This is a genomic window from Algoriphagus sp. Y33, assembly GCF_014838715.1.
Taxonomy (GTDB): Bacteria; Bacteroidota; Bacteroidia; order Cytophagales; family Cyclobacteriaceae; genus Algoriphagus.
In genome coordinates this window covers 1,658,574-1,679,935 of record NZ_CP061947.1, presented here as the reverse complement: position 1 = coordinate 1,679,935, position 21,362 = coordinate 1,658,574, and the positions used below count along the sequence as shown (strand labels likewise).

19 protein-coding genes and 1 riboswitch are annotated in these 21,362 nt (G+C 42.2%); of the genes, 10 read left to right on the top strand and 9 right to left on the bottom strand.

Features of this window, described 5'->3' with window-relative positions; all coding sequences use genetic code 11:
- Nucleotide 1 precedes the first annotated feature (1 nt).
- The 3 genes from ID165_RS06745 to ID165_RS06735 all read left to right on the top strand — a co-directional run bounded on the left by ID165_RS06745 (nt 2) and on the right by ID165_RS06735 (nt 3,688).
- Nucleotides 2-1,525, top strand: a complete 1,524-nt coding sequence (locus tag ID165_RS06745) for a RagB/SusD family nutrient uptake outer membrane protein (RefSeq protein ID WP_192349601.1) — start codon at nt 2-4, stop codon at nt 1,523-1,525.
- A 341-nt stretch (nt 1,526-1,866) separates the two neighbouring features.
- Nucleotides 1,867-1,980, top strand: a riboswitch (TPP riboswitch).
- A gap of 30 nt (nt 1,981-2,010) precedes the next feature.
- Complete coding sequence (gene pnuC / locus ID165_RS06740) at nt 2,011-2,637, top strand: nicotinamide riboside transporter PnuC (RefSeq protein ID WP_192349600.1); 627 nt, start codon at nt 2,011-2,013, stop codon at nt 2,635-2,637.
- Nucleotides 2,615-3,688, top strand: coding sequence for an acyl-CoA dehydrogenase (locus ID165_RS06735; RefSeq protein ID WP_192349599.1), 1,074 nt, complete (start codon nt 2,615-2,617; stop codon nt 3,686-3,688). Before pnuC ends, ID165_RS06735 begins: the two co-directional genes overlap by 23 nt.
- Nucleotides 3,689-3,788: 100 nt before the next feature.
- On the opposite strand, the gene fabF is transcribed toward ID165_RS06735, so the two are convergent.
- The 4 genes from fabF to ID165_RS26895 all read right to left on the bottom strand — a co-directional run bounded on the left by fabF (nt 3,789) and on the right by ID165_RS26895 (nt 7,073).
- Nucleotides 3,789-5,042: a beta-ketoacyl-ACP synthase II gene (fabF, locus tag ID165_RS06730; RefSeq protein WP_192349598.1), complete on the bottom strand. Its 1,254-nt coding sequence runs from the start codon at nt 5,040-5,042 to the stop codon at nt 3,789-3,791.
- 292 nt (nt 5,043-5,334) lie between these two features.
- Nucleotides 5,335-5,757 (bottom strand): hypothetical protein, encoded by a 423-nt coding sequence (locus ID165_RS06725; protein WP_192349597.1) that lies wholly within the window; start codon nt 5,755-5,757, stop codon nt 5,335-5,337.
- Nucleotides 5,758-5,829: 72 nt separating this feature from the next.
- Nucleotides 5,830-6,810: a zinc-dependent alcohol dehydrogenase family protein gene (locus ID165_RS06720; protein WP_192349596.1), complete on the bottom strand. Its 981-nt coding sequence runs from the start codon at nt 6,808-6,810 to the stop codon at nt 5,830-5,832.
- 134 nt (nt 6,811-6,944) lie between these two features.
- Nucleotides 6,945-7,073: a hypothetical protein gene (locus tag ID165_RS26895; protein ID WP_255505158.1), complete on the bottom strand. Its 129-nt coding sequence runs from the start codon at nt 7,071-7,073 to the stop codon at nt 6,945-6,947.
- 85 nt (nt 7,074-7,158) lie between these two features.
- On the opposite strand from ID165_RS26895, the gene ID165_RS06715 reads away from it, so the two are divergent.
- Both ID165_RS06715 and ID165_RS06710 read left to right on the top strand, forming a co-directional pair.
- Nucleotides 7,159-7,926 (top strand): SDR family NAD(P)-dependent oxidoreductase, encoded by a 768-nt coding sequence (locus tag ID165_RS06715; protein ID WP_192349595.1) that lies wholly within the window; start codon nt 7,159-7,161, stop codon nt 7,924-7,926.
- Between the two features lie 21 nt (nt 7,927-7,947).
- Nucleotides 7,948-8,826, top strand: a complete 879-nt coding sequence (locus ID165_RS06710) for a 3-hydroxyacyl-CoA dehydrogenase NAD-binding domain-containing protein (RefSeq protein ID WP_192349594.1) — start codon at nt 7,948-7,950, stop codon at nt 8,824-8,826.
- Between the two features lie 306 nt (nt 8,827-9,132).
- Here ID165_RS06710 and topA read toward each other — a convergent pair whose 3' ends face one another.
- Nucleotides 9,133-11,460, bottom strand: coding sequence for a type I DNA topoisomerase (topA, locus tag ID165_RS06705; RefSeq protein WP_192349593.1), 2,328 nt, complete (start codon nt 11,458-11,460; stop codon nt 9,133-9,135).
- A gap of 154 nt (nt 11,461-11,614) precedes the next feature.
- Here topA and ID165_RS06700 point away from each other — a divergent pair, with 154 nt between their 5' ends.
- Both ID165_RS06700 and ID165_RS26655 read left to right on the top strand, forming a co-directional pair.
- On the top strand, nt 11,615-12,082 hold the full coding sequence (locus ID165_RS06700) for a histidine phosphatase family protein (RefSeq protein WP_192349592.1): 468 nt from the start codon (nt 11,615-11,617) through the stop codon (nt 12,080-12,082).
- Between the two features lie 138 nt (nt 12,083-12,220).
- On the top strand, nt 12,221-12,502 hold the full coding sequence (locus tag ID165_RS26655; protein WP_225587015.1) for a hypothetical protein: 282 nt from the start codon (nt 12,221-12,223) through the stop codon (nt 12,500-12,502).
- A gap of 309 nt (nt 12,503-12,811) precedes the next feature.
- Here ID165_RS26655 and ID165_RS06695 read toward each other — a convergent pair whose 3' ends face one another.
- On the bottom strand, nt 12,812-13,585 hold the full coding sequence (locus ID165_RS06695) for a DUF1080 domain-containing protein (RefSeq protein WP_192349591.1): 774 nt from the start codon (nt 13,583-13,585) through the stop codon (nt 12,812-12,814).
- 214 nt (nt 13,586-13,799) lie between these two features.
- Between ID165_RS06695 and ID165_RS06690 the strand changes: the two genes are divergently transcribed.
- Nucleotides 13,800-14,699 (top strand): neutral zinc metallopeptidase, encoded by a 900-nt coding sequence (locus ID165_RS06690; protein ID WP_192349590.1) that lies wholly within the window; start codon nt 13,800-13,802, stop codon nt 14,697-14,699.
- Here the strand turns inward: ID165_RS06690 and ID165_RS06685 are convergent.
- A complete protein-coding gene (locus ID165_RS06685; protein WP_192349589.1) occupies nt 14,694-16,070 on the bottom strand; it encodes an exonuclease domain-containing protein in 1,377 nt (458 codons plus the stop codon). The genes ID165_RS06690 and ID165_RS06685 overlap by 6 nt on opposite strands.
- 230 nt (nt 16,071-16,300) lie before the next feature.
- Here ID165_RS06685 and ID165_RS06680 point away from each other — a divergent pair, with 230 nt between their 5' ends.
- Together ID165_RS06680 and ID165_RS06675 are read left to right on the top strand one after the other, a co-directional pair.
- A complete protein-coding gene (locus tag ID165_RS06680; RefSeq protein ID WP_225587014.1) occupies nt 16,301-18,607 on the top strand; it encodes a TonB-dependent receptor in 2,307 nt (768 codons plus the stop codon).
- A gap of 10 nt (nt 18,608-18,617) precedes the next feature.
- A complete protein-coding gene (locus tag ID165_RS06675) occupies nt 18,618-19,217 on the top strand; it encodes a hypothetical protein (protein WP_192349588.1) in 600 nt (199 codons plus the stop codon).
- Between the two features lie 85 nt (nt 19,218-19,302).
- Here the strand turns inward: ID165_RS06675 and ID165_RS06670 are convergent, their stop codons facing one another.
- Together ID165_RS06670 and ID165_RS06665 are read right to left on the bottom strand one after the other, a co-directional pair.
- Nucleotides 19,303-19,812 carry a hypothetical protein gene (locus tag ID165_RS06670; protein WP_192349587.1) on the bottom strand — a complete coding sequence of 170 codons (510 nt, stop codon included), beginning with the start codon at nt 19,810-19,812 and terminating at the stop codon, nt 19,303-19,305.
- A 99-nt stretch (nt 19,813-19,911) separates the two neighbouring features.
- Nucleotides 19,912-21,360, bottom strand: a complete 1,449-nt coding sequence (locus ID165_RS06665; RefSeq protein ID WP_192349586.1) for a TrkH family potassium uptake protein — start codon at nt 21,358-21,360, stop codon at nt 19,912-19,914.
- Nucleotides 21,361-21,362: the final 2 nt, after the last annotated feature.

The following is a 21,362-nucleotide window of genomic DNA, read 5'->3' as shown; positions in this document are numbered from 1 at the left end:
CATGTTAAAACATAAAAAAAATCTCGTTGCCATCGCTTTGACGGCATTGACATTGAGTTCCTGCTCTGATGATTTTCTTGAAATCAAGCCTAGAGGCACAGATTTGGAATCCAACTATTATCAGAACCAAGAAGAAGCATTCAATGGGTTGGTTGCCGTATATGACGTAGTCGGAATGCAAGGGGGAGGATACGTAACCAAACTGACTGCTCTTAATGCTGCATCAGATGATCATTTTGCAGGCGGTGGAGGCCCAAATGATGTTACTTCTATCCAAGTATGGTCCAATTACACACTGGATCCTGCAAACGGTCCCCAAGGAGATCTTTGGAGTAAGGGCTTTTCAGGTGTTTTTCGTGCAAATGTACTTATACAAAAGCTTCCTGAAGTGCCTATGGATGAGTCGTTAAAAGCCCGCTATCATGCAGAAGCCACATTCCTTAGGGCATACTTCTACTTCGATTTGGTGCGCTTGTTTGAAAACGTACCGCTTTTCACAGAGCCTATCTCTACGTCCGAAATGTTCGATGTGGTACAGGCAGATCCTTCTGAAGTATATGCACAGATAGAAGCGGATATTTTGGAAGCACTTCCCAACCTTCCTGTCCAGCTCAATCCGGAAACCGAAGCGGGAAGAGCTACTGAAGGAATGGCACGTGCAGTCTTGGGAAAGGTCTATTTGCAGCAGGAAAAATTTGCGCTGGCAGCGGAGCAATTTGAAATGGTAAACGGAACTCCCGGTGGTACCAGCCAGTATGGATACAAATTACTGGACAAGTTCTCCGATCTATTTGAAGTTGATAATAAATTCAATTCGGAGTCAATTTTCGAAGTATCCTTTACGAATACATCAAATGGTGATTGGGGATGCGTGGGATGTACAGAAGGGAATCTTTTGAACATCATGGTAGGTCCACGGGGTTACAATCCAATCGCAGATACTGCACCTGATTATGTTTCCGGCTGGAGCTTTTTGACTGTTACTCCGGATTTGTATCAAGTGATGAAAAACGATCCGCGTAAATCAGCGACCATTGCGGATTTGGATAGCTTGGAAAAAGCGGGAGCTGTAACTTATGAAAAAGGCTACAACAATACCGGCTATTTCTTAGAGAAATTTGCAGGACGTCAGAAAGACAGATCCACGGGAGGCGGAGTGATGGAACTGAACTTCCGTCAAAATATCTATGAAATCCGTCTTGCAGATTCCTATCTTTTGGAAGCTGAAGCACTCGTAAGAGGCGGTGGAAATACAGGCCGTGCACAGGCTCTGCTAGATGCCGTTCGGGCTAGAGTCGGCTTGGGAACTATCCCCGTTTCCATACATACAATTTTGGAAGAAAGACGTCTGGAACTCGCAGGAGAAGGTCATAGATGGTTTGACCTAGTCCGAAATGGAAAAGCAGCAGAAGCACTTGCAAGCAAAGGCTTTGTGGCAGGAAAGCATGAAATTCTCCCAATTCCACTTTTGGAATTGGATAATACGCTGATAGAACAAAACCAAGAATATGGTGGCAGTAAGTAATTAAGTACGTAGTACTTATAAAATGATAAAGGCCTATTCCCTGCTATGGGAATAGGCCTTTCTATTTAAAATAATGCATACCTTAATTGGAATGAAATCAGAATTTGATTTATCTAAAGCTGATATAACGGTATCGGTCTAGGATTTATCATCCTATTTCAGCCACTCGCATCTTTTGCCCCAATCCATCAATAAAGCTTCCCGGTGCTTTGCTACAACTTTAGCTCCCTGCTTGGTTATTTTCCATAATTCCTTAGGTTTTGGAAATTCCTCTTTATGCGAAGCGAACTTAGATAGTCCGGCTCGTAGAGCGAAATCATGTATAAATCCCTATCTTAGTATCATCAATTAAGGGGTGCCCTAATATTTCGGGCTGAGATCATACCCATCGGTGAGCGATCACTGAGCACCTGATCCGGGTAATGCCGGCGTAGGGACTAGATTACTGTTCTCCCTTTTTTGAATAATCCAAAAACGTTATTCAAATGCTATTGTATATTGACATGAGTCTGCTCGCTGAGCAGATCAAATCCACGAGTGTACTGGAATGGTTCGCTGTGGGTTTTGGAGTCACCTCAGTGCTGCTCGCCCGCAAAAACAATGTGTTGCTCTATCCCGCGGGCATCATCGGAATCTCGTGTTCGGGCTTCTTGCTTGTGGATGCCAAGCTCTACGCCGAAACCCTGCTCAATGCTTATTACCTAATAATGAGTATTTATGGCTGGGCCATGTGGAAAAACAGATCGAATTCCGGGGCCTCGCAAATCTCAAGAAGTACAGTTACTGAGCAGAAAATCACCTGGGCAATCGCCCTCGGCGGCTGGGTATTTCTCTATTTTATGCTTACCAATTTTACCGACTCCGATGTGCCTGTGATCGATGCTTTTGTATCCTCTACTGCCTGGGCAGGGATGTGGCTTCTGGCAAAAAGAAAGTTGGAAAACTGGATATGGCTGAATGTGTCAAATATCGTAGCCATTCCTTTGCTCTTTCACAAGCAACTGATTCTAATCTCATTTCTCACCATTTTCCTTTTCGTCATAGCCATTTTGGGTTATTTCGATTGGAAAAAAGAACTAGACCACGCCCATGGAAAAGTCAAAACTGTTTAGCCACGAACTCGCTACCAAAGCAGAAGAACTTGGATACCTTCCCGAGGAATGGCTGGCTGAGATTTATTCCGAAAAATGGTTTAAGATTTTTGTGCCAAAGGACTTGGGAGGACTGGGTTGTACCCTGCCTGAAGCCTTGGAAATTGAGGAAAAACTGGCAAAGCTGGACGGGAGTCTGGGATGGACAGTGACGCTCTGTGCAGGTGCAGCCTGGTTTGTCGGCTTTATGGATGAGTCACTTCGTAATGATATTTTCCCCGACGAAAAACTCTGCTTGGCAGGAAGTGGATTTGTAGGAGGAAAAGCCAATTTGGTGGATGAAAAGTACATCATTTCCGGAAGTTGGACCTATGCATCGGGAGCCTTGCATGCTACACATCTCACTGCCAATTGCGGGATATTGGAAGATGGGAAGGCACTGTTGGATGGAAAAGGAAAGCCGGTGATCAAAGCTTTTGTCCTCGACAGAAAAGATGTAACTATTCTTGACGGTTGGAATTACATGGGAATGGTAGCTACAGGAAGCCATGCTTTTCGATGCGATGACGTTGAAGTTCCACTAAACCGTTGCTTTGAAATTCTTCCGGAAAAAGCTCAATTGACTGCTTCCGTTTACCAATACCCCTTTCTTCAGTTTGCCGAAGCTACGCTTGCAGCGAATATTTTGGGTATTTCTCTTCACTTAAAGGAATTGATAGAGCAGTCGTTTTGGAGAAGGCATGAGTACAGAAGCTATGATAAAAAGCATCTTGAGTACTTCCTTAAACTACTGGGAAAGCAAGAGGAAAAACTTCAAAATCTTCGGGATGAGTTTTATCATCAAGTCAATGCTTCATGGGGTGAACTGGAAAAAAAAGGAAAAATATCAGATTCTAGATTGAAGAAAATTAGCGAAGTAAGCAGAATACTTACCCAAAAATGCCGTAAAATTACTGGACGGCTCTACCCCTTCTCAGGTTTGGAAGCTGCCAAAACCCATACCGAACTGAATCGGGTCTGGCGGGATTTTAATACAGTCGGTCAGCATGTCCTGCTGATATTTCCGTTTTAGATAAGCAAACACACTTTTCAAAAATCTCCTTGTATGTTTCTATGCAGTTTCTAAGGAGGTGTGGTGAAAAACAAAACCTTTGGGGTCTAAACCCCAAAGGTTAGACAAACTCTTTGAAAATCACTGTCGCATTATGCCCTCCGAAACCAAAGGTATTGCTCAAGGCAACTTTTATTTTTTTCTCGACAACATTCTTGGTCACTATCTGAATTCCCGTAGGAATTGCCGGATCTAAATTTTCTGTATTGATAGTTGCCGGCACTACGCCTTCATTGATTGCCTTGACGCAGAAGATAGCTTCTATTGCTCCCGCAGCTCCCAGCAAATGCCCTGTCATGGATTTAGTAGAGGAAATATGCAGTTTATCGTAGGTGCCATTCAGCAGTCTTGACACAGCCTTGATTTCACTCAAGTCGCCTGTCGGAGTAGAAGTAGCATGGGCATTAAGGTAGTCCACATCCTGTATACTCAAGCCAGCTTCTTCCAAGGCAAACTTCATGCAGGTATAGGCTCCCTCACCTTCCGGGTGAGTGGCCGTCAAATGATAAGCATCGGCTGTCATGGCTGCCCCCACTACTTCTCCATAGATCTTTGCGCCGCGTTTCTTTGCATGCTCATATTCCTCCAAGATCAAAGCAGCAGCACCTTCTCCCATCACAAAACCATCTCTATCTGCATCAAATGGTCTTGAGGCCAGTGTAGGATTTTCATTTCGTGTAGAAAGTGCTTTCAGCGCATTAAATCCTCCCATAGAAGCTTCCGTAATCGGAGCATCCGAACCACCCGTGATAATCACTTTGGCTTTGCCCCACTTGATGTAATTGAAAGCATCCATGATCGCACTGTTGGAAGATGCACAGGCTGTCACAGGAGTATAATTGATTCCCATAAAGCCGTACTTCATGGAAATCACTCCTGAAGCCATATTCACCAGATACTTAGGAATGAAAAAAGGATTGAATCGTGGGCTTAAATCATTTTCCACAAACTCTTTCATCTCTTTTTCAAACGTATTCATACCGCCTTGGCTTGTGCCCCAGATCACACCTGCATCAAACGGTGAAGCCAATTGGGAAACATCCAAACCGGAATCTTCCATTGCTTCGGAAGCTGCATACAGGCCATATTGAGTATAGAGATCAGCGCGTTTGATCTCATTTCTGTCGAGTTTCAGCGTAGGATCAAAATTTTTGATTTCGCTGGCAAATCGGGTTTTGAATTTTTCAGCATTAAAATAGGTGATTGCACCCGCACCGCTTACGCTTTCCTTAGCATTTCTCCAGTTGGTCTTCACATCATTGCCAAGAGCAGAAAGTGCCCCCAAGCCCGTAATAACTACTCTTTTTGAATTCATTGGTTAAATTTTAATTTATTGGGCATAATTCCAAAGACCAAATAGGATAAACGGTGGTCTTCTCAATTAAATCTATGTTCAGCCCAAGTTCATTAGCCTTGTTAATAAAACCCTGTATTTATCATCGGTTTTAAGCTTCAACTTGGATCAGCAGTGAAAAACAGAAAAACCCGGCTACTCGCCAGGTCTTTCAAATTAGTTAGATCATAAAACTAGATTTATGATTTTATAACCTATCATCATATTGATACTAAAGTCTAGATACTCAATACTAATATCTTGATACTTAATCTTATCTACTTCTCCACAGATCCTTCAGCTGCCTGCCATTGATCAGCATTACAAATCGTGCGGGATTGGGAACCAATACGATCCGGACATCTTGCTTGTCAAATTGCTCGGATTCTATAGGCACGCCTTGAAGTCCGGAGACTTCATAGCTTACAATACCATTAGCATCGGGAAGAAGGGGCTTGTAGGCATTGGCGATATATGCCGTGGGCAAAAGAATATCCGTATCGGACTGCAACTTATCTTGAATTTTCTCAAGTTCAGTTTCAAGCCTATCCTCATAGTTCTCGTTGAAATCATCCTCCAAGTCATGAAGTTCTTCTTCCAGATCATCATATCTTTCGTCGCTGTAATCCATAGCGGCAAGTTGATTTCTTTTTTCTACAATTTCGGTAAGCTCTTTGTCCAGCGTATCCCAATTCATTCTTTTCAGTTTTTTGATTTGAAATGCAAAGATGGGGAATCCCTTTTTTTATGAAGAACTATTTCAAAGAAATTAACTCACCAAAAGTACTTTCCCGTTTCTTCCCGGTTTGTTATATGCCTCAATTGCTGCCTTCACTTCAGTAAGCGGAAATTTTTCAGCCACTTCAGCCTTAGAATCTTCCCGCATCAAAAAGGACTGGGTTTCCTTATAAAGCTCTGCTCTATCCTCCTCACTTATCCTCTGTAAAACACTACTCAGCCAAAATCCTTCTATTTTCACTTCTTTGAAGATCATCATTCCCGTATTAAGGGATAAATTCTGCATGCTCAACATCCCAAACACGTACATCGTGCCGAATTTCTTGATACACGACAATGCCTCCGCTCCCAGTTCTCCTCCTACAGCATCAAATACTACAGAGACTCCTTCACCCACCACTTCTTTGATCACTTTTTTCAAATCTTCTTTCTCTGTATTAATCACCAGATCGGCACCGAGATCGGTTAGGTGTTTTTTCTGTTCATCATGACGGACAGTACAGGCCACTTTGATTCCCTTGTTTTTAGCTATCTGAATAGCAAATTTCCCAAAAGCAGAAGCTCCTGCAGTGAGCAAAAGCCATTCTCCGGCATTCAACCCCGATTTATTGACCATAGCCACCGCAGTTACGGGATTAACAAAAGCCTGACAGGCTACTTCAAAGGACATGCCTTCCGGCATAGGGATAACTTGCTTGACAGAAAGTGTAATGTACTCTCTCCAAGTACCCATATTAGTCCCTTGAGCTGTAAACATCACTCTGGTTCCCGCAGGGAATTTTCCCTCAGCGTCTGGCTTACTTACTATTCCCGCTGCTTCAAAACCTGCACTGCTCGGTAAATCAGGCTGAATCCCATACCGCCCCCTTATAAACATCAGATCGGAGGGATTGATATTTCTTGCTTTTACTTCTATCTGAACCTCATGGCCTTCTGGCTCGGGTGCCGGTGCTTCTCTCACCTTCAATACGTCCGCGGCTCTGCCGATTTCCTCAAAAATCACTTCTTTCATCTGTTTATATTTTGTTTTAAGAGTTCAGATGGAATCTCGCTCGGTGAATAATCATCCCTCTCCCGAATCAAGTTCGGGACAAGTTGTGTGACCTTATTCGTCATGCTCGATTTCATATGATCATAATTTGTTTTTTAGCGGGTAGATGCCCGTCTGTCGTCGGACAGAGAATCCCTGCCTAAAGACGGCAGGCAGATCGCATGGCTAATCATCAGAGAGTCATGCTTGATTTCATAGTCATCTATTTTGATTCTGAAATTCATATCTATTTAAACTGACAATAATATGCATTCGTTCAGGCTTACTCTTTATCTTTCTTTATCTTGAAGGAAGAAAACGTACCTACTTATGGATCTCTCTTCTCTATTCTCCCTCCAGGGAAAAGTCGCACTCATCACCGGCGCCAGTAAAGGAATCGGTTTTAGTATAAGCGAAATTTTTGCCGCTGCGGGCGCAAAAGTGGTGCTTTGCAGTAGAAAACAGGAAGCTGTGGATGAAATGGCCGGCAGGCTTCGGGCTAAAGGATATGAAGCACAGGGCATAGCTTGTAATGTAGGAAATATGGAGGAGCTGCCGGGATTGGTAAAGAAAACAATTGAATCATGCGGACAGCTTGATATTTTAGTCAATAATGCTGCGACAAGTCCCGTTTTCGGACCTGTACATGAAACGAGTATGGAAGCTTTTGATAAAATAATGAATGTGAATCTCAAGGCTCCTTTCGAGCTCTCAAAACTATGCTGGCCCCATCTCAGAAAATCTTCCAATGCTTCGGTAATAAATATCAGTTCCATAGGCGGAATTTCACCTGAACATGGATTGGGAATCTACAGCGTAAGCAAAGCAGCTTTAATATCCATGACCAAGGTCTTGGCAAAAGAATGGGGAGAAGCAAAAATCAGGGTGAATGTGATTTGTCCCGGATTGATCGAAACCAAATTCTCTGAACCGCTATGGTCAAATGAGAAAATCATGGACATGGTGATGAAAAAACTAGCCATCAAGAGAATGGGCACTGCAGATGAAATTGGTTCTATGGCCTTATTCTTAGCTTCACCAGCCTCCTCATATACCACCGGATCTGTTTTTACTGCTGATGGTGGATTCACCATTTAATTCATAGAAAATCAAATCCTAATGAACATTTATACCATAGGTATTATAGGTGCCGGTAACATGGGTACCAGAATTGCTTTGCAAGCTGCAATTTCAGGCTATCAGGTCAATGTCTTTGATATTGAAGAGAAAAGTTTGAAAAAATCTTTGGACACCATGAATAAGTCAGTAGCTCAAATGATCCGTTCAGGCCGGTTAAATAAAGAAGAGGCAATCCTAGCTATGGAAAGAATTTCTTTCACAGGGAATCTTAAAGAAGCACTTCAGCGGGTTGATCTTGTCAGTGAAAATGTAACTGAAAATTCTGAAGTCAAAATGAACGTATGGAAAGAAATAGGAAATCTGGCCGCAAATCATACTATTTTTACGACCAATACCTCTTACCTACTTCCATCTCAGTTTGCCGAAATATCGGGAAGGGCGGAGAAATTCTGCGCATTTCACTTTCATGATGTATTTCATTCCAGAGTTGTGGACATTATGCCGCATGTGGGTACTGCTGTAGAGGTGATTGGTATTTTAGATGATCTTGGAAGAAAGCTGAATCAAGTACCTATTTTGATTAAAAAAGAAAACCCAGGTTACATTTTCAATACGTTGTTGATAGCTTGGATCGATGCTGCAGGCAGACTATTGACTGGAGAAATAGCAGAAGTAGAAGCTGTAGATAAATCCTGGATGATAAATTTCAATATGGCGGCAGGCCCCTTTGGGATCTTGGACAAGGTAGGATTGGATACGGCATGGCACATCACCAACTCCAAAAGAAATCAGGCGTCGAGAGCTTTTGCAGCATTGCTCAAAACCTACGTGGATCAGGGGAAACTGGGAGTCAAATCCGGTGAAGGCTTCTACACCTATCCAAATCCCAGCTATAAGCAGCCAGATTTTTTAAAGTAACTTGTTTCAGGATCCACAATTGTTCACCTGACTTAATTTCTTTAGGGTAATAATCAAAAGGAAGTAGCTCACCAACCCTTTCCCACCCCATGTAACTGTTACTACCCATCCAAATGGCTCATCTGGTGTTAGCTAAAAAATGTGGCCAATGGAATTAGCCTGTCGATATCGTAATCAGCTACAGTTCTCTTAAAAATTGTCTGCGCTAAAGCCGAAAAATTCCTCCGAGACAGAAACAAGCCTAAAACAATCTTTGATAGAATTGAATTAGGCTTGTCTATATAAAGTCCAAACTAGCTGTGTTAATTACTTTTTCTTGGCAAATCGCCCGCCCTTTTTCTTAGGTTCAGGCTGATTTTCAATAATATGAATCGTCTCTTCATATGTCAATGCTTCAGCTTCCTTATCCTTGGGTATCTTATAATTATTCTTACCCATCTTGATATAAGGCCCCCATCTACCGTTCAAAATTTGAATTTCAGGATTCTCATCAAAGGATTTAATATGTTTCTTTGCATCTGCTTCACGTTTGTCTTTGATCAGCTGGATTGCTTCCTCTTCAGTGACACTTAGTGGATCCATTTCTTTTGGAAGCGAAACAAATGAGCCATCATGACGAACATAGGGGCCAAATCTTCCTATGGCTGCCACCATTTTCTTATCCTCAAACATCCCGATATCACGAGGTAATTTGAACAACTCAAGTGCATCCTCCAGGGTGATATTCTCAATAAACTGCCCCTTTTTTAAGCTGGCGAACTGTTTCTCTTCATCTTCAGCATCACCGATCTGAACCAATGGACCAAACTTACCAAGTCTGGCAATTATCGGCTTTCCACTGACCGGATGATTCCCAAGTTCCCGGCTTGAGTTGATATCCTGTCTGGAAACCTGCTCGGTATCCTCTACATTCTTATGGAAATCCCCGTAGAAAGAATCCAGCATATCCTGCCAAACTTGCCCTCCTGCTGCGATATCATCAAATTCCTTTTCTACTCTTGCTGTGAAGCTAAAGTCAATAACATTTGGAAAATGCTCTACCAAGAAGTCATTCACCACCATTGCGATATTGGTAGGGAAAAGTTTCTGTTTCTCAGCTCCCGTATTTTCAGTTTTGGTTGCATCCTTGAATGCTCCCTTGGCAATGATCATTTCAACATATTCCCTAGGCGTGCCATCTCTGGATTCCTTGATCACATATTCACGTCTTTGTATGGTAGAAATTGTAGGTGCATAAGTGGACGGACGCCCGATTCCCAGTTCCTCCAACTTCTTTACCAACGATGCTTCTGTATATCTCGGAGCAGGTCTGGAGAATGTCTCCCTGCCTTTCATTTCCTGAAGATTTAAATTTTGACCAATAGTCAAAGGCGGCAAAAGTGCCTTGCCATCGTTGCTGTCATCCTCTTCCGGCTCATCATCTGTATCTTCCAAGTACACTTTAAGAAATCCGTCAAACTTGATGATTTCTCCGGTAGCAACAAGATTTTGTGGTTGATTGGAGATATCAACCGTAATAATAGTTTTCTCCAATTCCGCATCTGCCATCTGCGAAGCGATAGAACGCTTCCAGATCAGCTCATAGAGGCGTTGCTCGTTACGCTCTCCCGAAACATGGGAGTTGGCAAAGTCTGTAGGACGGATGGCTTCGTGAGCTTCCTGGGCACCTTCTGACTTTGTTGTGAATTTTCTTGATTTATGGTATTTGTCACCGTATGAATCATGAATCGCATTTTTGGCAGAAGCCATAGCGTCATCAGACAGATTCACACTGTCTGTCCTCATATAAGTAATCTTACCTGCTTCATACAGTTTCTGCGCTACAGACATGGTCTGCGCCACTGAGAAATAAAGCTTTCTACTCGCCTCCTGCTGAAGTGTAGAAGTGGTAAAAGGTGCTGCGGGAGATTTTTTCCCCGGTTTTTTCTCTAGATTAGCTACCGAAAAATCAGCTTCAAGGCATTTCTTTAAAAACTCCTCAGCTTCAGCTTTAGTATCGAATTTCTTAGGAAGTTCTGCTTGGAATGTCTTTCCTTCTACCTCGAAAATAGCCGTGATTCGAAAGCTGGACTTAGCCTTATGTTTCTCTATCTCCCGCTCCCGGTCTACGATAAGACGAACTGCTACCGACTGAACCCTACCTGCAGAAAGTCCTGTTTTGATTTTTTTCCAAAGTATGGGAGAAAGTTCAAACCCTACCAATCGATCCAAAATACGTCTTGCTTGCTGTGCATTTACCAGATCTATATCAATTCCTCTCGGATTTTCGATTGCTTTGGTAATCGCATTTTTGGTAATTTCCCGAAACACAATTCTTCGGGTATTCTCATCCTTCAGCTTCAATACTTCTTTTAGATGCCAAGAAATCGCCTCTCCTTCACGGTCATCATCACTCGCTAGGTAGACGGTTTCTGCATCCTTCACCAAAGCTTTGAGATTTTTGATCACCTCCTTTTTGTCGGCCGTGACCTCATAGGTGGGATTAAATCTATTTTTAATATCGATCGCTTTATCGCCTTTAGGCAGATCCCGCACGTGACCGTAGCTGGATGCTACCTTATAGTCCTTGCCAAGATATCCCTCAATGGTTTTGGCTTTGGCTGGTGACTCGACGATAACAAGGTTTTTTGACATAAAAAGCAATATTTCTGGGCATTCAAGCCCGTTTAGAAAAGCTAAAAATAGATGGCATTGTATTCTCGTCCAAATATTTAAAATTAAGCAGACCCGAATTGGTGGGATTTTTGATTAAAGTAACAATTACTTTTGAGGTTATAAATCACTTATCATGAAGCAATTGTTTTTACTCAGACACGGAGAAGCAGGTTTTTCCCAAGGTTCGGATTTTCAAAGACAACTCACCAAAAAAGGTCGAGAAAACCTGATCCGCATGGCCGAAGGCTTAGTTCCAACCCTAAAATCCGTTGATTTGATGTATTGCTCTACCGCAGAACGCACCTTGGAAACTGCTAATTTGATAGAGAAACACGTTATTATTAAGGAGAGTATCTTCACACGGGTGATCTATCAAGGCGACATGGGCAATATGATCGAACTACTTGAAAAAACTTCTTCCTCTGTGCAATCTTGCCTTTTGGTAGGCCACAATCCTACCATTAGTCTGCTTCTAGCGCACATTTCCGGGGAGCATTATCTGGGATTGCAGCCTGGGATGATGGCTGTAATGGATTTGGAAATATCAGATTGGAAAATGATCGGCTTTGGAACCGGGATCTTGAAAGAGATAATTCAATAATTAAAAATAATATCAAGGCAGCTCGCCCCCCCCGTAAAAACCACTTTTTCCATTTTTATCAAAAAAAACTATAGATAGATCGGATTATCAAACACAGTTACTCTATATTTGGATTATAATTCAGAGATAATTTGAAAAGTGAAGCCAACAATCCAAACCCTCACATTCTCTCTACCCGAAAATTCTTCTCCAAATTCGGAACTTTACATCCCGAAGCCTAGCCCAAAATATTCGAATGAATCCATCGCCGTGGAACCAAAATTTGATTTTAACCCTGACTTTGCATTAGGATTAATAGCAGCCTGTCCCGATTCTTTTCGGGAAGGGTTCAAACTGCGGGAAAATCAGTCACTTTGGAGATCTAGTCGTAGCAACCGCTACGGTGAGAGCGAAAAATGTAACATAGCGACTGATTTTTAGGCGGTTTGAAGCCTCAGCAGATTTTCTAATGCATAATTCGATTAAATCAAATGGCTAAACCGTTGAGTGCCCTTTTGAGTGCCCTTTATAGAATATAACTACCCAAATTATGATTGCCCCGACTAAAGTTTCCCCATTGTAAACTCAGTTTGTAGCTGAGAAATATAAGTTGCTTTATTCACCAAGTGTCTGATTTAGATTTAGCCTCAAAAAATCTTGGAAGAACAAACAGTCTTTCAAATGTTGTTTGAAACAGAATCAGATTAAACAAAAAGGCCCTGAATGGTATGGATTTAGGGCCTTTTTAGTTTAGAAGTCAGTAGACTTTCCGTCCAAATCAAGCTTTTTGATCCAGATATTTCTGTAAAACACATCGTGCCCTTCGGCCTGCAACTTTAACCCACCGGGAGTATCCGTAATTCCCTTTCCACCGTCATTTCCACCGTCCAAACCGGAGTTTGGACCGCCCCATACTTGTTGTATCTCCTTGTCTTCATGGATTTTCACACCGTTCAGATAGACTGTCGCCCTGGGCTTGGCTACCAGCTGGCCATTTTCAAAACGTGCCGCTTTAAACTCAATATCATAAGCATTCCACTTACCCAAACCATAGTATTCTTTGGAAGTAGGTATATGTTCATTGATTAGTGCAGCCATACCATGATCACCGTAATCTCCGTCTAGGATCTGGATCTCATATCTGTTTTGCAAGTAAACACCGGAGTTGCCTCCTTCATCTTTTATAAAAAACTCAACGTGAGCCCTAAAATCCCTGAACTTGTCTTTGGTCACAATATCTGCTGCCCCATACAAACCTCCCGCTGCCGCAGGATCATTACTGCTGATAGCCTTGCCCCCATCTACAGGATCCGTTACCTCGAGCCATTTGATAGGCATTTCCGCCCCAAATCTTGGGCCTTCCCAATACACCCAATTTTTCTCTAAGGATTTCTTTGAGCCATCCAGATAAAGTTTAGCTCCCTTCTCAGGCTTTACCCCAACTCCTGTTTGGGCATGCAAAACAGTAAATGCCAAGCCAAGAGCCAAGCTGAGCGAAAGTTTTCGAATAATTCCGGAATTCATAAATTTTGCGATTAGATTATTTTTTTTGAAATAAATTTAAGACAATGTTCAATTGTTGAATTTGGTTAATTTTAAACAAATTCTAACTTTTTATGCAATGAAATCGAGCATGACTCAAAAGTCACTCACTGGGATGATTATAAACCCGGGGAGATTCCCTGTCCGACGACAGGCGAGCATATGATATGGCCTTTAAAAAACAAAATATAATCAGATGAAATGGGAAGGAAGAAGACGTAGCTCCAATGTAGAGGATAGACGTGGCAAGAGCGGTGGCGGAATGAGCGGAGGAGGATTTAATCCTATGCTTATTGGCCCCCTGCTCAAGATATTATTTTCCAAAACCGGACTGATCATCGTTGGTATAGTCATTGCCATCTCGGTGATCACGGGCACTAACCCGCTTACCTTTTTGGGGAATTTCATCGACGGAGGCAGCCAAGGTTTTACCACTGAGTCCAATTACACTCCATCTGCGGAGGAAGATCGGCTGGCTGCCTTTAGCGAAACCATTCTGGCAGATACAGAAGATGTATGGAATAAGCTTTTGGAAAGCTATAGAGAGCCTACTTTGGTTCTGTACAGTGGACAGGTGTCATCTGCCTGTGGACTTGCCTCCAGTGCCACAGGCCCTTTCTATTGTCCCGGAGACGAGAAATTGTATATAGATCTGAGTTTTTTCAGGGACATGGAAGTGAAATTAAATGCTCCGGGAGACTTTGCCCAAGCTTATGTCATCGCTCATGAGGTAGGCCATCATATTCAGAAAATCATGGGGATCACTGATCAACTGAACAAACTGCGTGGACAGCTGAGTGAAAAAGAATACAATCAATATTCAGTAAGACTAGAACTGCAAGCAGATTTCTTGGCAGGAGTCTGGGCTCACCATAGCCAAAAATCTCTGGGATGGATGGAAAAAGGAGACTTGGAAGAAGCATTGAATGCTGCCAATGCTATTGGGGATGATCGTCTACAAAAGCAAGCTACCGGCCGCGTCACTCCAGATTCTTTCACTCACGGCACCTCGGCCCAGCGAATGAACTGGTTCAAAAAGGGCTTTGAAACAGGGGATATTAATCAGGGCGACACATTTAATGCTGCTAACTTATAGGTTGTATTTAGCCGACTCCAAAACCATAATCTGCTCAGCCCTTAGCTGATGGATAAATTGCCGCAAAAGGTAATAAGTCTCAGGTACCTGTACTACAGGATTCAGTTGGGACGGAATATCGTTGGAAATCCGGTCATTTTCCAAGTAGGAAAATTTGCTCAGCATACCGCTTTCAAACATACAATAAGCAGTTTCAGTCGGGTTTCTTCCATCCAGCTTGATCAGGATTTCCTTTTGACTCTCCCTGATCTTTCCCATAAACTCCGTCACACGCTTATTATATTCCTTTGGCTCCTCTTTGAAGCTGCAAGCTCCATTGCAACTCAGATCATCTACCGGATCACAGTTCGCTTTTCTAAGACCACATAGTTTGGGACACAAACCATACGTCTCAATACCTGTTTTCAGAAATGCATTTGCTTCCTCTAGGGAGAAAAAGGACTCTATAGGTTTGAAAAACTTGGTAATCTTAGAGATCTGAAACCTCCCATAGCCCGAATTATCCTCATAATGGAACAAGCCCAGCATACGTTTAGGAAGCTTCAAAGCAGAATTATATTTAGGCCATAATCTTTTGATTTCCAACGCTTCAAATAATAGTGCCATAAATTCACTTCCTGTAAGCTCCCACCTTAAATCAAAGACTTCCGCCTTAAGTTTTTGCTTAAGGTTTGGAAGTAACTGTCCTGAAAAGTGGCTCTTAAACCTTTCTCTGATATTTATCGCCTTTCCCACGTAGATGGCTTTGCCATGTTCGTCAAGCATATAGTAAACACCGCAGGCGGTCGGAATTTCCCTGAATTTTGAATGGGGAAAATTTGGCGGCAAAAAGGCTTCTCCCGTATTTTTCTTAAGCGATTGGTTGATAATCTGATAATCTGATTTGATCATTCGATCAAATAATATAGCCGTGGCTTTAGCATCACCCATCGCCCTGTGCCTAGCTTCAATCTGTATTTTTTGACTTTCGCAAAGTCTTCCCAGACTATAGGAGCCCATGCCAGGATATACTTTTCTGCTTAGGCGGACAGTGCAGAGTTTAGGTGTTTTGAGCTCCTTTCCTACTTTCAAAAATGCCTCACGAAGGAAGCCATAATCAAAACTGACGTTGTGAGCCACGAACACTCTACCATCGAGCAACTCCCATAGATCTTCCTGAATATCCGGAAAAGTGGGTTTATGCCTTACCATGAAATTATCAATTCCCGTCAACCCGGTGATATAGGTTGGAATCGCTTGTTCAGGATTCAGAAGCGTCTGATATTCTCTTACAATCGATTCTCCATCGTGTATCAAAACAGCAATCTCCGTAATACCACCATGCTTCGGTGCTCCACCGGTGGTTTCAATATCTACTATGGCAAATTCCATTTGCTAAAAGTATGAATTAGAATTTTCAGTTCAGAACAGATATCACAGAATGACATGATTTGTCTAGGTTTTGCCTAATCATAACTTAAAAGCAAATTATCAACACTTACTGGTAATCCAAATAACTATCAAAGGGCTCATTTGCTCTTATTTTTTACCATTTATCCCATTAATGCAACTTAGTTTCATTTATTCTAGTTTATAAATTCTACGACTTCTATTTTTGCATTGTGAATTTGAAATTAGGACTACTGCTAACATTGATTCTGTTGCTTGGATTTAAATCCCAAGCTCAGGATTGCAATCTTTCGATACGAGGAAAAATCATCCATTTGGAAAACAATGAGCCAATAGATGCTGCCTATGTGTGGGTTATTGAAGCAGAAGAAGGTGCTATCAGTGATCAAAATGGAAATTTCACTATAAAGAATCTCTGCCGTGGAACTTATACACTTACCATACAATACCTTGGACATAAGGATGTAAGGGATACTGTCCAACTGGAATCCAATACATTCAGCAAAACATACCGTCTGGAAGATGAGGCATTCGAGCTTGGTGGAGTAGAAATCCATGGTCATCGGGATGCGGTACAGACCACAACGGCCGTATCCGCTCTTTATGGGGAAAAACTAATGGAATCCAGAGGTGAAAACCTTGGAGAAAGTCTTAAACGAATCTCCGGTGTTTCCACCTTTTCTACAGGAAACAGTATTTCAAAACCCGTGATCCATGGTATGCATAGTAATCGGATTATGATTATGAACAACGGCATCCGATTAGAAGGTCAGCAGTGGGGAGCTGAGCATGCACCTGAGATCGACCCATTTCTTGCAGATGAAATCACGGTGGTGAAAGGTGCAGAAACAGTGAGGTATGGTCCAGAGGCAATGGGCGGTGTGATTTTGGTAAATCCTCCTCCTTTACCGACAAAAAGCACAAGCAAGACAAGCCTAAACCTGGTTGGCGGATCAAATGGCAGAATGGGTAACATCAATGTGGTCCACATAGGTGGTTCAGAAAGAATCAAAGGCTTAGGTTATCGTATTCAAGGCTCAGCCAAACGATCAGGAAATGTGAAGTCTCCCGGATATTTTCAAGAGAATACAGGAGTAAGCGAGCTTAATCTTAGCAGCTCCCTTGGCTATAGTAGTTCGAAACTTGGCGCGGAAGCTTATTACAGTCTTTTCAACACAGAATTGGGGATATTAAATGATTCGCATACCGGCAACCTTTCAGATTTAGAAAATGTCATTGCCAACGGCCGACCATTCGCAGATGGGGAATTCAGCTACGATATTGTCAATCCAAAACAAAAGGTAACCCACCACTTGGCTAAGCTAAAGTCTCACTACCATATCTCGGGAAGCTGGAAATTGAATTTTCAATATGGCTTTCAGCTCAACCATAGGCAGGAATTTGATAAAAGACGCGGGAGCCTGAACGATAAGGCCAGCTTAGATCTGGAACTGTACACCAATACCATTGACCTCTATGTGAACCATACACACAAGAATGAATTGAGCGGAACTTGGGGAATAAATTTCATCCAGCAAGCCAATACCAATGTGCCCGGAACCGGGGTAACGCCATTGATCCCCAACTATGACATGGTAAATACAGGTTTGTACGCAATGGAAAAATACTCAAAGGGACCATTGGAAGTGGAAGCTGGGGTGAGGTATGACTTTCGAAATGTCAACACCGCCAGATACATCAGCGAAGAGTTAAGGACTTCCAAATTAGATTATCAAAATTTCTCAGCCTTCATTGGAGGGCTCTACCATATCAGTCCAAATCTTACTTTCAATACCAATGTTGGCTCAGCTTGGAGACCACCGAATGTGAATGAGCTATTCAGTGAAGGATTGCATCACGGAGCAGCAGCTGTGGAAATAGGAAACCCGGATATGGATTCAGAAAAATCACTCAAGTGGATCAATGAAATCCAGTACGATGGCAAAAAAACGCATTTGGAGCTTACCGCATATCTCAATCCTATACGCAACTACATCTACCTCAATCCTACAGGTGAAACCTATGTGAGTCTGAGAGGTACATTCAATGTATACGAATACTTACAGGCAAATGCATTTTTCTACGGAGTAGACTTTGCGGGAAGTTATGAGTTGACAGATAAAATCAGCGGCTATCTAAAAGGCTCGATCGTACAGGCAAAAAACACGGATAACAAAAGTTATTTCCCGTTTATCCCAAGTAATCGAATGGATTGGGGAGTTTCTTATGACTTCGCGAAAGTCAGTGATTCGCGTACGAATAAACTAACCTTAAGCAATGTTCTGGTAGCTGAGCAAAAAAGGGAACCTGATTTTGACATTGCTCCTCCACCTCCTGCCTATGCCCTATTCAATATTTCTTACCAAAAGCAATTGAATATAGGCGATGATAAGCTAAATCTTGGACTTCAGGTGCACAACCTGTTGGACACAGACTACAAAGATTACATGAATCGCTTCCGATACTTCACCTACGACATGGGAAGAAATATACTTCTAAAAATCAATTATGAATTTTAATCTTCAACTTATGAAAACCACACACAAACTTTACCTCATCGCCTTAGCACTAATTTCTTTTGCAGCATCAAGTTGCAGCAGTGATGATCCCGTTCCGGAAAATGACGGTGAATTAATTACCGATGTCACACTTACCTTTCAGGAAATTGACGAAAGTGGAAATGCAGTAGGCGACTCTTTTGATTTCACAGCTTCTGATGCAGAAGGTATAGAAGTCGGTTCGGCTCCTGACATAGAAACTGTGACGTTGACCAAAGGAAAAACTTATCAGATGTCCATAGAAGTTTACAACTCTATAGCAGAAGAAGACATCACGGAAGAGATACAAGAAGAATCAGATGAGCATCAGTTCTATTTTCTAGGTTCAGCTTTTGTAGGCACTCCTGTGCTGTCTTACGAATACGATGATGAGGGAGGAGTCATATTGGGATTGAAAGGAATAGTAACCGTAGCCTCAAATCCGGGTACGAATAATGCCACTATGAGAATCTTGCTTCGTCATGCCTTGGACAAAGGCTATCCCGGTGCAGACAATCCACATTTTGAAGACTATGCGCAAGCCGGTGGAGAATCTGATCTGGACATTCCATTTCCACTTATTCTGGAATAAGCAAAGCTCACTTACTCTCTTGTTCTTTTATCCAAATTGTGTCGCAAATACGGCACAATTTGGTTTTACGGAAGTACTGGAAAAATCAAAAATTTGGAGAACAGATAGCTATCTCGGAAGCATCGAATTCCAATGTTTCATTTTGGTTTGAGCCTATACCTCCGGCTACCAAAATCACTCTATAATCAGGCCCTTCGTTGGCCAAATGGACTTTTACATGTCCGTCAAAGCTTTGGAAATCTTCATAACTCAGCTTATCTCCATTCATCAAAGCTCCAAGTACGGTTTTGCTGTGAAGATCTGATCCGCTTACAGAATTCAGCATTGCAGCCATGGGAGCTTCCGGATCTGAATAATTCCCATAATGCAAGTGAGCAGGGAATGTAGTGGAAGAAGTGCTTCTTTCTCCTTGCAACTGTATCGTCAACTCCAGATTACCATCGGTTAATTCTCTGACAGTAAGTGTTCCCGTATAGTCAAATTCACTGGCTTTGTAAAGCTGATACTCTAACTTCTGTCCAGTATAAATATCAGGATCAGATTCACTACAAGACCAAACACTCACCAGTAAAAAGAAGAAGAATATTTTTTTCATAATAAAAAGGCTTTCAATGCTCAACGGAAAGATATTCAATTCAGTTATCAATTTGGCTAAAAAGTTATAAGGACAAGAAACCACTGTTCAACTATCAAATTAATTAGCTCTCCAGAAGAAAGGAGTGAATAAGATCAACAGCGTAAATAGCTCCAATCGTCCCAGCAGCATAATTACCGCTAAGAAAATTTTGGCAGCAGGAGAGAAAAACGCAAAATTATCCACCGGCCCCACCATGCCTATTCCAGGACCGACATTCCCCAGCGAAGTAGCTACAGCTCCCAGTGAGGTAGCCAAATCATATCCCATAAGGGAAAGCGCCAAAGCTCCCAACACAAACGTCAACAAATAGATCAACAAGAAATTCATGATATGGGTGATGATTCTACCTGTAACCCGGTCACCGTTGATCATCAAAGGGACAATTGCTCTGGGATGAACCAAACGCTTGAATTCCAACCAAGAATTCTTTATAAATGTTAGGTGCCTCACAAACTTGATCCCGCCTGCCGTAGATCCTGCACAGCCCCCCAGAAATAGCATCATAAAGCAGATAAAACTAATTCCCTGACCATACTGAGTATAATCATCCGTCACAAATCCTGTCGTGGTGACAATTGAGACCACCTGAAATAATGACTTTCTAAAGGCCAATTCATGGCTTACACCTCCATAAGCAAAGATCGGATAGTAAAGCACTATTGAAAGTCCAAGCAGCGTCATTCCGTATGTCTTGAATTCATCACTTTTAAAAACCCGCTTGAACCTCCCCATCAGACCGAAATAGATCACTGTAAAGTTGGTGCCCGCCAAAAACATAAACACAATTGCTACATATTGAATAAAAGCAGAATCATAGTAAGCCATACTGGCATTTTTGGTTGAAAACCCTCCCGTCGCTAGTGTAGTAAGCGCATGATTTATCGCATCAAAAAACGTCATTCCACCCGCCCAATACAGCAGTGCGGCCAAGCCGGTAAGCCCTACATAAACGTACCAAAGTCGCTTGGCTGTTTCAGATATTCTTGGATGAAGCTTGTCAGAAGTCGGCCCGGGAGATTCAGCCACAAACAATTCAATTCCACCAATTCCAAGTAAAGGAAAAATCGCTACCGTTAAGACAATTATTCCTAATCCCCCAATCCATTGGGTCATACTTCGCCAAAAAAGCAAGCCTTTTGGCATCGCTTCTATATCTATCAATATAGAAGCTCCTGTAGTGGTAAGACCTGACATAGTCTCGAAAAGTGCGCTGGCAAATCCATCAATCTGATTGCTGAGCACATACGGAAGCATCCCAAATCCGGCCATAAAAATCCAGCTCAAAGCCACAATCAAATACCCTTCTCTCTTGCGGATATTTTGATCTTGCTTGGAAAAAGAGAAAAACAATGTCATCCCAAAGATCATAGTAATCAATGCCGAACTAAATATCGGCCAAGGATCTTCGTCGAAATAAATAGAAAAAACAGCCCCCGGAAGCATTAGGAGAGAAATTAGCACCAAGAGTGCTCCCATGATCTTTCCGATTTCTTTGAAATGAATCATGT

Coding starts and splice junctions, on each gene's coding strand:
- ID165_RS06665 (WP_192349586.1), bottom strand. CDS start 21,360: ATGATTCATTTCAAAGAAATCGGAAAGATCATGGGAGCACTCTTGGTG.
- ID165_RS26895 (WP_255505158.1), bottom strand. CDS start 7,073: ATGAATTTCAGAATCAAAATAGATGACTATGAAATCAAGCATGACTCT.
- ID165_RS06695 (WP_192349591.1), bottom strand. CDS start 13,585: ATGAATTCCGGAATTATTCGAAAACTTTCGCTCAGCTTGGCTCTTGGC.
- topA (WP_192349593.1), bottom strand. CDS start 11,460: ATGTCAAAAAACCTTGTTATCGTCGAGTCACCAGCCAAAGCCAAAACC.
- ID165_RS06725 (WP_192349597.1), bottom strand. CDS start 5,757: ATGAATTGGGATACGCTGGACAAAGAGCTTACCGAAATTGTAGAAAAA.
- ID165_RS06720 (WP_192349596.1), bottom strand. CDS start 6,810: ATGAAAGAAGTGATTTTTGAGGAAATCGGCAGAGCCGCGGACGTATTG.
- fabF (WP_192349598.1), bottom strand. CDS start 5,042: ATGAATTCAAAAAGAGTAGTTATTACGGGCTTGGGGGCACTTTCTGCT.
- ID165_RS06675 (WP_192349588.1), top strand. CDS start 18,618: ATGAAAACCACACACAAACTTTACCTCATCGCCTTAGCACTAATTTCT.
- ID165_RS06690 (WP_192349590.1), top strand. CDS start 13,800: ATGAAATGGGAAGGAAGAAGACGTAGCTCCAATGTAGAGGATAGACGT.
- ID165_RS06715 (WP_192349595.1), top strand. CDS start 7,159: ATGGATCTCTCTTCTCTATTCTCCCTCCAGGGAAAAGTCGCACTCATC.
- ID165_RS06710 (WP_192349594.1), top strand. CDS start 7,948: ATGAACATTTATACCATAGGTATTATAGGTGCCGGTAACATGGGTACC.
- ID165_RS06745 (WP_192349601.1), top strand. CDS start 2: ATGTTAAAACATAAAAAAAATCTCGTTGCCATCGCTTTGACGGCATTG.
- ID165_RS06735 (WP_192349599.1), top strand. CDS start 2,615: ATGGAAAAGTCAAAACTGTTTAGCCACGAACTCGCTACCAAAGCAGAA.
- ID165_RS06700 (WP_192349592.1), top strand. CDS start 11,615: ATGAAGCAATTGTTTTTACTCAGACACGGAGAAGCAGGTTTTTCCCAA.
- pnuC (WP_192349600.1), top strand. CDS start 2,011: ATGCTATTGTATATTGACATGAGTCTGCTCGCTGAGCAGATCAAATCC.
- ID165_RS06685 (WP_192349589.1), bottom strand. CDS start 16,070: ATGGAATTTGCCATAGTAGATATTGAAACCACCGGTGGAGCACCGAAG.
- ID165_RS06670 (WP_192349587.1), bottom strand. CDS start 19,812: ATGAAAAAAATATTCTTCTTCTTTTTACTGGTGAGTGTTTGGTCTTGT.